The 11,969-nt window shown below is 46.9% G+C and carries 13 protein-coding genes; 12 read left to right on the top strand and 1 reads right to left on the bottom strand.

All coding sequences use genetic code 11. The features are described from left to right. The first annotated feature begins 93 nt into the window (after nucleotides 1-93). Complete coding sequence (locus AC4E8D_RS29640) at nucleotides 94-1,032, top strand: aldo/keto reductase family protein (protein WP_405130956.1); 939 nt, start codon at nucleotides 94-96, stop codon at nucleotides 1,030-1,032. Between the two features lie 141 nt (nucleotides 1,033-1,173). Here the strand turns inward: AC4E8D_RS29640 and AC4E8D_RS29635 are convergent, their stop codons facing one another. Then, on the bottom strand, nucleotides 1,174-2,286 hold the full coding sequence (locus tag AC4E8D_RS29635; RefSeq protein ID WP_237177301.1) for a GGDEF domain-containing protein: 1,113 nt from the start codon (nucleotides 2,284-2,286) through the stop codon (nucleotides 1,174-1,176). Nucleotides 2,287-2,558: 272 nt separating this feature from the next. On the opposite strand from AC4E8D_RS29635, the gene AC4E8D_RS29630 reads away from it, so the two are divergent. From AC4E8D_RS29630 to AC4E8D_RS29580, 11 genes are all read left to right on the top strand, one after another. Beyond that, complete coding sequence (locus AC4E8D_RS29630; RefSeq protein WP_036612807.1) at nucleotides 2,559-2,954, top strand: Fur family transcriptional regulator; 396 nt, start codon at nucleotides 2,559-2,561, stop codon at nucleotides 2,952-2,954. After that, nucleotides 2,930-3,736, top strand: a complete 807-nt coding sequence (locus AC4E8D_RS29625) for a winged helix-turn-helix domain-containing protein (protein WP_449004071.1) — start codon at nucleotides 2,930-2,932, stop codon at nucleotides 3,734-3,736. Before AC4E8D_RS29630 ends, AC4E8D_RS29625 begins: the two co-directional genes overlap by 25 nt. A 251-nt stretch (nucleotides 3,737-3,987) precedes the next feature. Further along, on the top strand, nucleotides 3,988-5,451 hold the full coding sequence (locus tag AC4E8D_RS29620; protein ID WP_339185466.1) for a catalase: 1,464 nt from the start codon (nucleotides 3,988-3,990) through the stop codon (nucleotides 5,449-5,451). A gap of 209 nt (nucleotides 5,452-5,660) precedes the next feature. Further along, on the top strand, nucleotides 5,661-6,077 hold the full coding sequence (locus tag AC4E8D_RS29615) for a BlaI/MecI/CopY family transcriptional regulator (RefSeq protein ID WP_221825553.1): 417 nt from the start codon (nucleotides 5,661-5,663) through the stop codon (nucleotides 6,075-6,077). Nucleotide 6,078: 1 nt separating this feature from the next. Continuing rightward, nucleotides 6,079-6,939, top strand: a complete 861-nt coding sequence (locus tag AC4E8D_RS29610) for a M56 family metallopeptidase (RefSeq protein ID WP_339180159.1) — start codon at nucleotides 6,079-6,081, stop codon at nucleotides 6,937-6,939. Nucleotides 6,940-6,988: 49 nt separating this feature from the next. After that, entirely contained in the window at nucleotides 6,989-7,402 is a 414-nt protein-coding gene (locus AC4E8D_RS29605; protein WP_221825551.1) for a DoxX family protein, read from the top strand. A 298-nt stretch (nucleotides 7,403-7,700) separates the two neighbouring features. Further along, entirely contained in the window at nucleotides 7,701-8,402 is a 702-nt protein-coding gene (locus tag AC4E8D_RS29600; RefSeq protein ID WP_405130954.1) for a pirin family protein, read from the top strand. Between the two features lie 44 nt (nucleotides 8,403-8,446). Further along, complete coding sequence (locus AC4E8D_RS29595) at nucleotides 8,447-8,782, top strand: hypothetical protein (protein WP_076209715.1); 336 nt, start codon at nucleotides 8,447-8,449, stop codon at nucleotides 8,780-8,782. Nucleotides 8,783-8,957: 175 nt separating this feature from the next. Further along, nucleotides 8,958-10,550: a spore germination protein gene (locus tag AC4E8D_RS29590; protein ID WP_221825548.1), complete on the top strand. Its 1,593-nt coding sequence runs from the start codon at nucleotides 8,958-8,960 to the stop codon at nucleotides 10,548-10,550. A gap of 4 nt (nucleotides 10,551-10,554) precedes the next feature. Beyond that, on the top strand, nucleotides 10,555-11,754 hold the full coding sequence (locus AC4E8D_RS29585; RefSeq protein WP_490205600.1) for a Ger(x)C family spore germination protein: 1,200 nt from the start codon (nucleotides 10,555-10,557) through the stop codon (nucleotides 11,752-11,754). Further along, nucleotides 11,747-11,968, top strand: a complete 222-nt coding sequence (locus AC4E8D_RS29580) for a hypothetical protein (RefSeq protein ID WP_221825544.1) — start codon at nucleotides 11,747-11,749, stop codon at nucleotides 11,966-11,968. The genes AC4E8D_RS29585 and AC4E8D_RS29580 overlap by 8 nt, the downstream gene beginning before the upstream one ends. Nucleotide 11,969: the final 1 nt, after the last annotated feature.

The raw sequence follows: 11,969 nt of genomic DNA, 5'->3' as shown, positions 1-11,969 counted from the left end.
TCCATTTTCTGAGGCAAAGCCCTTTTATTCCGAGCTGGTTACGTTACAATAGAAAGTGAACTTCATCTTTATAACCACAGAGGAGGATGTACATTGGATTATCGCAGATTAGGTGGAAGCGGACTGAAAGTAAGCGAGATCAGCCTGGGAAGCTGGCTGACGTACGGAGGGTATGTGGAACGTGAAAATGCGGTGAAATCAATTGAAACTGCATTTGATGAAGGCATTAACTTTTTTGATACTGCCAATGTATATGAACGGGGTGCAGCAGAAGAACTGCTTGGACAGACGCTCAAAGCGTACTCCCGTGACTCTTATGTACTTGCAACCAAAGTATTTGGCAAAATGGGTGATGGTCCGAATGACCAGGGGTTGTCTCGCAAACATATCAAGGAGCAATGTGAAGCCAGCTTGAAGCGCCTGGGCGTTGAATATGTGGATATCTATTACTGTCATCGTTATCATACCGAAACACCAATCCAAGAAACACTCCGCGCTCTTGATGATCTTGTACGTCAAGGCAAAGTGTTATATGTAGGCGTCAGCCAGTGGACTGCAGCTCAGATGGAAGATGCGTTAGGTACAGCAGATCGTCTGCTCCTCGATCATATCGTGGTCAATCAACCGGTGTACAATATGTTTGACCGTTATATCGAAAATGAGATTATTCCGCTCGGCGAGCGTAAAGGCATTGGACAAGTTGTATACTCCCCGCTTGCTCAAGGTCTATTGACCGGGAAATATACGTCCGTTTCCGATATCCCAGAGAATAGCCGTGCTGCCAAGCTAGGATGGGACGAAGGAAAGATCAATGCGGATCGTATCGGGAAAGTTCGTCAACTGATTGAAGTGGCGGACAAGCTGGATCTGAAGGTTGGCCAACTGGCCCTTGCCTGGATTCTGCGCCAGAACAATGTATCCAGTGCACTTGTAGGGGCGAGTCGTCCCGAGCAGGTAAAAGAGAACGCGGCTGCATCTGGCGTGAAGCTGGATGCTGCTATTATCGAGGAGATTGAGAGCATCCTTGCTTGATCTCCTGTCAGCACACAAGCTGAGATGATATGTGATGATCCATAAAAAGAGGGATGTCCTGTGCGCCTGAATAGGCGAACGAGACATCCCTTTTTTGGGAGAACGGTGAAAAGTTAGTTTATTTACCGGTTAGATATTACTTTAAAGTGTAAGAGGCAAGGAGCGAAAAGTTAAGGCACACACACGGTTACGCCCTGTATTTTTGGCTTCATATAAAGCGCGATCGGCCTGTTCGAAGAAATCATCATCGTCATGATCATCACAATGATCGGGATACACGGCTACACCAATGGAGATGGTTAGACGTGTCGTGTGCCCGTCGGGTAGAGCAAAATGGTATTTCTCTACAGCCTGTCGTATAGATTCGGCGGTAGCCACGGCCTGACGGTGTCCACAGTCGAGCAAGAGAATGGCGAATTCTTCCCCACCGTTTCGTGATACGATATCAGCAGAACGTGCATGCTCAACGAGCAGTTGTCCAAGTTGCTTCAGGACCGCATCGCCAGCGGAATGACCATAGGTGTCGTTCACCTTTTTGAATCGGTCAATATCTATGGCAAGCAATGAAAGCTTCTGTTGGTAATCCCGCGCACGCTGGAGTTCCAGTTGAAGTGATTTTTCGAACTGTCGTCGATTGCTCAGGTTGGTAAGATGATCGGTAGATGCTCTCTTTTCCAATAGAAATAACATTTCATTGGATTTATTGATGAATTCTGCGATGAAATAGATAAATAATCCACCGGCAAAGGAAATGGTCATTTGTAACGGATATATCTTCATTAATGAATTCATGCTGTCCGTGTTCAACATAAGGATGATAAAGATTAACGTAATGCCAAGCAGATTCATCGTAATGATTTTGGTCAGTCTGGACCAGGAAGCATAGGCGAAGTATACACCGGACAGTCCGATCAGCGTCATGACAAATCCTGCATCTATGGCAGAGGATGATATGCCAAACATCAGAATACGAAGGACCGAGATCATGAGTCCCGTAACGATCGAAGCCAGTCCTCCCAGATATACCGCTGCGGTAACGATGGCCAGATGCCGTAGATCTACAATTGTAGTCTCGTTCAAAGGGAAGGAATAGTTCATGAGTACTGTGCCATATATACCGAATAATAAGCCGCCGATCAACTGAACACGTAACGAGGGAAAAGGCAATCGGATACTATAGAACTTCGCGATGATCCCGGACACATACATAAACGTAATCATGACACAGATATTAATGAAAAAAGTGCTAAACAACCGACATTCCCCCTTTTTACGCACATCCCTATATTTTATCTGAAAAGTGGTGCTGTAGCGAACCATATTATCCCAAATTTATGAGGGGATTGCTGGGAAAGATGTTTTATTTGCATATACAGGATGTTAGGGTGATATTGACTTCAATATGCAATGAGATTTATACTTAATCTAAATCAAAATGTATTCCTTCTTTTTGGGAAGACCATCATAAGTAGAAGATCAGTGTCTGATTTCATATAAAATGGATCAATAATAAAGGAGAAATGGTTGTGAGAACTTTAAATCTGACGATACAACGGCAAGCGGTATATGATGTGGTGCGCCATTCAGAGGATCACCCGACAGCTGCAGATGTCATGAATCGACTTGTAGAACAAGGATATAATCTTGCCTATGGTACGGTGTATAATTCTCTTCGTTATCTGACGGACAAAGAATTGATACGGGAACTTAAACTCGGAGAGACAGCAAGCCGATACGATGCCCGTATGGATGATCATCAGCACATTATGTGTGAAGTGTGTGGCAAAGTGGATGAGGTAATGACAGAGGTCCCTCCACAATGGATGAAACAGGTAGCTGAAGAAACCGGATATGCAATCGATCATGCTCATGTGGTCTTTGGAGGTGTCTGCGGGGAATGCAGAAACAAACGGATCAAGTAAAAATAAAACTGCCTGGCCGCCGTTTACCCCTTAGGGTTAAACCAACCTTGTCCGACTCGGCACCCCTTGTGGACAATTGTCCTGTTACACGGCGTGTTATTCTGATCAGCCCGATGCCGGGGCAGGTTCATGAACTGGTAAAAGCCTTAACGGATAGCTGCTTTGATGTACTGGTCTTTCATCGCTGGGAACCGGATCTGCATGAGCGTCTTGTCTTTGATCTGTTGATCTATGACCTGTCTGTGGCCGGAACGATCGATGCATTTGCCGGCATTAGCAGCCGATTGAATCGTGAGGCTGAGCATACAACCCCTTGTCTGTATCTGGTTGGTGAGAAGATGATCGGCAGTGCGAGTGGACCGATGCTTCAGGAGGAATTGCTGGTGTGGCCTGCACGCCCGCAGGAAGCACTTTACCGGGTGCAGCGTATGATTGGCAACAGTCCTGCTCTGCCTAACCGTGGTTTTTTGCCTGAGGAAGGGCACCGTATCGGATTTAAGGATCTGTGGCTCGATCGTGAACGGATGAGTGTACAGCGCGATAATAACCGGATTCATCTAACCAAGACCGAATATGATCTGTTACTCAAGCTGATTGATGCCAAAGGTGCAGTCATTTCCCGTGAGGAGATGCTCAGCGATATCTGGGAGACGGACTTTACGGGTGGAAGCAATGTGGTCGATGTTCATATCAAAAGCTTGCGCAAAAAATTGGGCGATAACGCATCTTCGCCGCAATATATTGTCACTGTAAGAGGAGTGGGCTACCGCCTGGCGGATTAGTCCGCTTTTTTTTGCCTAATGGATATAGTAAATCCGGATCACTTCCTTAAAAGCATGTTCATAGTTCATTCATGAAGTGTTGAAGAACCTCATCTTAATCTCATGTGAACCTCATGCAAGAGCAGAGAGGGACATGTTAGAATCAATTTAACAGTTAGATCAAGTCTAAATGTATATTTAAACCGAAGCCGAATATGATTTTAATAGTAGATATATAACAGCCGTGAGACCCATTAGAGGAGGACGACATGATGACAGAACGTATGACTACGAATCAGGGAGCACCTGTAGGTGACAACCAGAATTCTCGCACAGCAGGCAGAAGAGGGCCAACACTGCTTGAAGACTACCATCTCATTGAGAAAATAGCCCACTTTGACCGTGAACGTATTCCCGAAAGAGTCGTACATGCGAGAGGTGCCGGAGCTCATGGTGTATTCACGCTGGAGCAAAGTATGAAGGCTTATACAACAGCGGACTTCCTGCAAGATCCGGGTACGGAGACCGATGTGCTGGTGCGATTTTCGACCGTTATTCATGGTACGGGATCACCAGAGACCGCAAGAGATCCACGTGGATTCGCCGTCAAATTCTACACACGTGAAGGCAACTATGATATCGTAGGCAACCATCTGCCCGTTTTCTTCATTCGTGATGCGATAAAGTTCCCTGACATGGTTCACTCCCTGAAGCCAGCTCCGGATACCAACATTCAGGACCCAGCTCGCTATTGGGACTTTATGACCCTCTCGCCGGAATCAACCCATATGATGACCTGGTTATTCTCTGACCTGGGTACACCGGCAAGTTATCGGGAGATGGATGGATTCGGCGTACATGCTTTCAAATGGATCAATGCACAGGGACAGGTCCACTATGTGAAGTATAAGTGGGAGTCTGCCCAAGGGGTCCGAGGCTTCTCTCGTCAGGAAGCTGCCGAAGTACAGGGCCAAGACTTTAACCATGCTACCCGTGATCTGCGTGAACATATCAAGAACGGGCAATACCCGCAGTGGAAGCTTCAAGTGCAACTGATGAAGCCTGAACAGATGGATGATTTTGCTTTTGATCCACTCGACCCTACGAAGACCTGGCCTGAGGATGTACTCCCGTTCCATACGGTAGGAACCATGACCCTGAATCGTAATCCGCAAAACTTCTTTGCTGAAGTGGAGCAGGCTGCGTTTTCTCCTAGTGCGGTTGTACCTGGAATTGAGCCTTCCGAAGACAAATTGCTGCAAGGACGCCTATTCTCCTACCCAGATACACAGCGGCACCGGCTTGGAACGAACTATTTACAAATTCCGGTGAATTGCCCGTACGCACCCGTTCGTAATCATCAGCGTGATGGACTCATGAATGTGAATCAGGACCCATCCCCGGTGAACTATGAACCCAACAGTTCCGGGAACAGCCCGCAGGAAGATCCGGCATACCGGGACAGTCAGGTTCCGTTGCAAGGACACGTTACAAGAGAGAAAATCGAGAAGACGGATGATTATACGCAGGCAGGGGAGCTTTTCCGTTCATTCACTCCTGTAGAGCAGCAGCATTTGCTGGATAATCTGATCAATGACCTTAAGGGCGTATCTGTTGATATTCAAATGCGTGCCCTGTGCCACTTCTTCCGGGCGGATGGACAGCTTGGCGGACGTTTGGCTCATGGACTCGGCGTGGATATTTCTGCACATATGCCGTCACAGGATGGAAAATAAATTGCAGTTTGAACTTATACTCACAACATCATACTGACTGATATTCGTTGAAGACCGGGAAAACCGTGAACGTGCGGAATTTCCCGGTCTTTAACCTTTTTTACTGCAATGGAAAACAAATTTACAAATCATTTACATAAAATAGCTGACATAGAGGTTGACTTCTCATTTGTTGGCACTACAATGGGTAGTGTGAGGGGTGTCAGAAAATGAGAATACACAATTTCAAAGTGGGTGAGCGTGGGCTCAACCGATTTTTCGGTCCGCTGGAGGCCAAGATCATGGACATTTTATGGGCTCGTCCTGGCAGCAGCATCCGTGAAGTGCAGACCGCACTTGAACAAGACAAAGACGTCAATTTTAATACAGTCATGACCGTGATGAACCGGCTCGTAGACAAGGGACTTCTCGGAAAGTCACAAAAGGGCAGAACATCTTTGTACCAACCGGTACAGAGTAAGGAGGAGTTTATGAACGACCAATCCAAGGAACTGTCACATGAGTTGGTGGATGAATTCGGAGCTTTGGCATTGAATCATATGCTGGATGCGCTGGATGAAGCAGATGCGGGTCTGATTGAACGCTTGGAACAGAAGATCAAACAATGGAAAAAGGATACCGATTAAGATGTGGAAGACCCGCTCGAAACTTTTGTTTACCGTCGGGTTTGGCATTCCGTTACTCGTGTTCATGCAGATGTTCATGTACGCGATGTACAAAATTTTTGGCTGGGATATCCCGTTTAACCTGCTCTGGCTCTGTAATCATTGGATGAGTCGACTGGGTTGGTTATCCGTGGGACATTTCCTGCTGGCACTGGTATTGCTGACATTTGCGGGAACAGGTTGGTTGCTAATGGTGCGTATGATGAAAACCAGAGCAGCCGTACGTAAGCTCCGCTCCATGGAGGTGCGTGCATTGTCTCGCGAACTGGAGTCCAAGTATCACCATCTTGGACAGCCAGGATTCATTGTAGTGGACAAGCATTCTCCGGCTGCATTTACAATTGGTCTATGGAGACCTTGCATCGTACTCTCCACGGGGCTTCTGACGATGCTGGATGCAGAAGAGGAGACAGCAGTGGTGTACCACGAAGTCCATCATCTGTGGCACCGTGACCCACTGAAAACGACACTGTTATCGGTATTTGCAATCATGATGCCGTATATTCCCGTATTGAAGCATACTTCGAAACATTACAATATCGTTAGAGAAATTCTGGCAGACAATGAGGCCATTGAGCGTACAGGCAATGTGGCAGGCATTGGCAGTGCTTTGCTCAAGCTGCTCCGCGCTTGTCCTGAACCTTGGGGGGCCACAGAACTGACCGTTCAATCCTCATTTGCGGATACGTCGGTGAATGTCCGAATTTCACGTCTGCTGGACCCGGAACAGGACGTGACGTTGAGGTTGCCACGTTATGCTGTTCTCATGTCGGCTACTGTTTTTCTATTGCTGTCTATCTTGTTTGTTTGGTCGATCGGATAGATTAATTTGGCTAAAGTGAAGTCGAATATAATGAGAAAGGAAGATGAACATGAATAATAAAAGTGTAGAGATTGGATTACTTTTCTCAAGGATTATGATTGGTTTGATCTTTGTATTGCACGGCTGGAGTAAATTCGAAGGTGGAATCAGCGGTACGGTAGGTTTTTTCGAAAGTATTGGTATTCCCGGATTTCTTGCATCCGTTGTAGCCATCATTGAGTTGGTAGGTGGTGCAGCGATGATTCTGGGTCTGGGAACACGTGTGTTTGCTGCCCTGTTTGCCATCGTGATGGTTGGCGTTCTGTTTACAGCCAAAGTGGGTGAGCCGTTCCTGAGTGGTACCGAGTTAGATTACCTGCTACTGGCGGGTTCCGTGACACTGCTCTTCACAGGAAGCCGCTTCCTGGCCGTGGATTATCTGTTCTCCAGACAGGGGAACGGTCGCCAGAATGTGAGTGCTTGAATGGACTAACGATTGCTACAAATAATGAAATGCAGGATTAGTCCTGTAACGAGGTTCTTTATTGGCCAGGCCGGTTCGGGAATTGATTTGCGAACCGGCCTGATCAGTAGAGAACTTTTTTTAAAATATAGGAAAGTATATCATTTCGCCCATTCTTTATCTATATTTCTTCGGAATGAAACACGCTGAGCCGCGAGAGGACTGCGACAGCCGTTTCACCTTGTTTGGACGACATGCCTTTGGTTTGGTACAATGAGAATAAGTATGCTACTAAGAAAAAATAAGGAGGATGCATTTTATGATTAACGTCATTCCATCCGATGCCCGCTCCAGCTTCGATCGAGGCTGGCTCCGTGGTAGTCACAGCTTTTCTTTCGGAGAATACCAAGACCCGGAGAATACGGCGTTTGGACCGATGCGGGTAGCGAACGACGATGTGATCGCGCCTGGTCGCGGTTTTGGAGTTCACCCGCATAGTGATATGGAGATTGTATCGATCGTACTGAACGGCAAGTTGCGACATGAAGATAACCTTGGGAATGTAGCCGTTACAGGCTTTGGCGGTATCCAGCGGATGTCAGCAGGCAGTGGCATGATTCATACCGAACATAATGCATCCGATACCGAAGAAGTACGTTTGCTTCAACTCTGGTTCATGCCACAGACCAAAGGGTTGGAGCCCTCCTATGAGACGACATCATTTGATCCAGCGGCATTGGCAGGAGCACTCGTGCCGATTGTATCCCCAGATGGGGGACCAAGAGTTGCGACCATTCATCAGGATATGACGATCTACCTTGGCCGATTAGCCAAAGACGAAACGTTAACCTTTAATCAGGATGCAGGCCGCCGAATGTACATTTTCTCCATCGAAGGCAAGCTGGGATTGGATGGAGAGTACCTGTTGAACGAAGGCGACACGGCTCGTGTGGAACAGCGGGATTCAATCGAACTGCAAGGAAACGAAGATACGTTCTATATGATTATTGATTTGCCGTAGATGACTGATGAAATGAACTCCAAGATGAAGGAGGATATACACGTATGGCGCAACAGGAATGGTTTATGGTTAAACATGCGGTGACCGGGCGAGGATTAGCTAATAGCAAAACAGATTCCCTGTCCTATCGGTTCCAACAGGAGGGTACAGGCTTCATATTTACCGTTACGGGTCTGGACGAGCAGATGGTGGAACAGATTATGGAGCTTAGACAGGAACTGAACGTATTTCGCTTCGTCCAACGCAAGGATCAGCCCCTTTTGAAACACTGGTACTACGTAGATGGTGAACGGGTTGTGTACGATAGGGAGAGTCACACGCTAAGCATCTATGCGAAGTCGGAGATTCGTTATGTGCCTGAAGATTATTTTGCGGATTAACGTGTAAGTAACGATAGAACTTGGAACATCCCAGAGGTCTCTGTTAAATACAGAGGCCTTTTTTGCTGTCTGAAAACTCAGAGGATTTAATCGTAATTTTGCAAAAAAGACCACATAATTCTCTGCTGTCTGGCACAAGCTACCTTGTATAAAAACAAGAACGGAGGGGCGGCATATGGCGGACAAAACATCTGGTAAAGACAAGTCCCGGCAATCGGGAAGAACTTCAGAAAAAAAACATATCCCTTTGGGACTGCCGTCCCCGCCTTTTCTGCGGCAGCCGATTAGTGCAGTACATGAAACTCAGATTCAAGCGGTGAAGGAGATATTCTCCGATTGCTCGGATGTGGTTTTTCGCAACGTCATGATTACGCCTGAAGTGAAAGGACTTCTCGTCTATATCGAAGGCATTGTTAATTCGGCTGATATCCAGGAACACATGCTGCGTCCGATTATTCGAGGGCTGGTGCAGCAGCGTACAGATGAACCTGATGTTCCTTTGGATGATACACGTGTTGAGCTGACACAGGTGAAGCGAGTGGATACCTGGGCTGCTGCGACAGAAGGGGTGCTGGCATCCTCCGCACTTCTGGTGGTCGATGGAAGTAGCGAAGCCTGGATGTTCAATGTCAAAGGCGGCGTCAGACGTGGTGTGGAGGAACCGCAGACAGAATCCGTGATTCGGGGACCGCGGGAGGGATTTACCGAGACGCTCCGTGTAAATACGGCCTTATTGCGGTTCAAGCTGAAAACACCCTCTCTCAAGATCGTGAGTATGACCCTTGGCACAGATACCAAGACCGATATCGTTCTAACCTATCTGGAGGATATAGCTGATCCTAAAACGATTCAGGATGTCAAGAAACGTCTGGAAAAAATAAAAATCGACGGCATCCTGGAGAGTGGGTATATCGAGGAGTTAATTGAGGATCATCCGTATTCTCCTTTTCCACAAATGCACTACTCGGAGCGTCCGGATACGGTAGCAGGCAATCTGTTGGAAGGGCGGTTTGCCATTATGGTAGATGGTACTCCCTTTGCGTTGATTGCTCCAGTCACAATGTGGCAGATGCTGCAAGCCAGCGAGGATTATTACGAACGATTCTTCATCAGTAATCTGGTGCGTTGGATTCGATTTTTGTTCGTAGCCATCGCTCTATTTCTGCCAGCGCTTTACATCGCTATTACAACATTTCATCAGGACATGCTGCCAACCACTTTGATACTGAGTATTGCCGGGGCGCGGGAAGCCATCCCTTTTCCGGCACTGGTAGAGGCTCTTATCATGGAGCTTTCCTTCGAGGCACTTCGTGAAGCAGGAGTCAGGTTACCGAAAACGGTAGGGCAGGCCGTCAGTATCTTGGGTGCGCTTGTAATTGGGCAGGCAGCCGTTCAGGCAGGGATTGTATCTGCACCAATGGTTATTATCGTATCCATGACAGGTATCGCTTCCTTTACGATTCCGCGGTTTAATTTTGCGATTACCGTTCGTCTATTGCGTTTTCCAATCATGTTACTGGCTGGCATGTTCGGACTGTATGGCATCGTGATCGGTCTGGTCCTGATTTCGGTGCATCTGACCCAGATGACCTCATTTGGTGTGCCTTATCTGTCGGGTCTTAGCCCATACAGCAAAACGGATACCAAGGATATTCTCATTCGTGTGCCGTGGTGGAAAATGATCAATCGTCCATCTACCGTCCATGATAACCATAAACGGATGAATGAGAAGATCAATGGTTCCCCCGAAGCAGAGGAAGGGTGGTAAACCCATGCAATTTATGTATAAATACCGGGCAGTTATAGCCCTGTTGTTATGTACCTCTCTCATTTCAGGTTGCTGGGATCGAGAGGAAATAAATGATGTTGCCTTTGTAATTGGTATCGCTGTGGATAAGGAGGAACAAAACTACAGATCCAGTCTGCAGATTGCTCTTCCAGGACAATCTGGTTCTTCGGGTAGTGAAGGAGGAGGAGGGGGCACAAGTGGTGATAAATCCTGGTTCATATTGTCCAATACAGCCAAAACCTTTCACGGAACATCTCTTGAAGGGCAAAAGGCGCTCTCACGCAGAATATATTACGCTCATCGGCGTACTCTGCTAATCGGTGAGGATTTGGCGAGGGAGGGCGTTGCCCCTATGCTGGATTTGATGACACGTTATCCGCTCAATCGTTTCTCAGCGTTGCCGGTTGTGACAAGAGGAGAAGCATATAAGGTCATGGATACTGATGCACCCATAGAAAAATTTCCATCTGAGATGGTACGGGAATTGTGTTTTTTAAATATGCGAAATCCCCGCTCGCTCAAGACGTTTATAGATTCCATTCTTAGCGAAGGCGTAGATCCTTTTCTGCCCATAGCTTCGGTCGTTGACACTGTGCCCAAAAACTGGAAGGACCCCAAAACGAACATCAAGATGGATGGATTGGCCATTTTCAAGAAAGACAAGCTGGTAGGCATGATCGATAAAGCACCAGCAGATGCACTAATTCTGGCCATGGGTGAGGCCAATGCACCAGAGGTTATGGTCGAGGCTCCAGGGGGAGAAGGAGATATATTCATTAAACTGAACGAGAACAATTCTTCGCTGCATCCCAGTGTCAAGAATGACAAGGTTAAGGTAAACATTCAATTATACGCCAAGGGAGTTATCGTCGATAACGAATCGAATTACGGTGACCGGCGGGAGGATGAGATATTAAAGATAAATGACGCCATCCACAAGAAAATAAAGTCAGATATTGAGGAAGGCATCCGATTGGTCCAGCAGAAGTATCGTGCCGATATTCTTGGAATCGGTCGATCTATCCATCAGCACCTGCCGGCGGAATGGGACAAGATGAAGGATCGATGGGAAGTCATTTATCCTGAAGTTGAGGTAACCGTTATTCCCCATGTCATTATTGAAAATGTAGGAGTGATCAACAAACCGATCGGTGTCGTGGAGAAGGAGGTCGTACATGATTAAACCGCTTTTGTTTACCTATCTGGGCATGGCAATTGTGGTCATCTTGATGGATTTCAGACATATGAAGCAGGCAGCAGCCATTAATCGCTGGATATCCTATGGTCTGATTGCATTGGGAACGGTCATTTGGTTCTATGTCACTCACTTGAGTAAAACGCTTTATGTCACAGTATGGATAAGCCACGTTATTCAGCGATTTTTACCTTTACCATAGA

Source organism: Paenibacillus sp. SRL342 (genome assembly GCF_984798905.1).
The sequence above is the reverse complement of the archived record's forward strand: the minus strand, read 5'-3'. Positions and strand labels throughout refer to the sequence as shown.

Bases quoted from the DNA above. Each gene is read 5' to 3' on its own strand.
- AC4E8D_RS29625 (WP_449004071.1), top strand. From the start codon at position 2,930: ATGCAGAAACAAACGGATCAAGTAAAAATAAAACTGCCTGGCCGCCGT.
- AC4E8D_RS29620 (WP_339185466.1), top strand. From the start codon at position 3,988: ATGACAGAACGTATGACTACGAATCAGGGAGCACCTGTAGGTGACAAC.
- AC4E8D_RS29615 (WP_221825553.1), top strand. From the start codon at position 5,661: ATGAGAATACACAATTTCAAAGTGGGTGAGCGTGGGCTCAACCGATTT.
- AC4E8D_RS29610 (WP_339180159.1), top strand. From the start codon at position 6,079: ATGTGGAAGACCCGCTCGAAACTTTTGTTTACCGTCGGGTTTGGCATT.
- AC4E8D_RS29605 (WP_221825551.1), top strand. From the start codon at position 6,989: ATGAATAATAAAAGTGTAGAGATTGGATTACTTTTCTCAAGGATTATG.
- AC4E8D_RS29600 (WP_405130954.1), top strand. From the start codon at position 7,701: ATGATTAACGTCATTCCATCCGATGCCCGCTCCAGCTTCGATCGAGGC.
- AC4E8D_RS29595 (WP_076209715.1), top strand. From the start codon at position 8,447: ATGGCGCAACAGGAATGGTTTATGGTTAAACATGCGGTGACCGGGCGA.
- AC4E8D_RS29590 (WP_221825548.1), top strand. From the start codon at position 8,958: ATGGCGGACAAAACATCTGGTAAAGACAAGTCCCGGCAATCGGGAAGA.
- AC4E8D_RS29585 (WP_490205600.1), top strand. From the start codon at position 10,555: ATGCAATTTATGTATAAATACCGGGCAGTTATAGCCCTGTTGTTATGT.
- AC4E8D_RS29580 (WP_221825544.1), top strand. From the start codon at position 11,747: ATGATTAAACCGCTTTTGTTTACCTATCTGGGCATGGCAATTGTGGTC.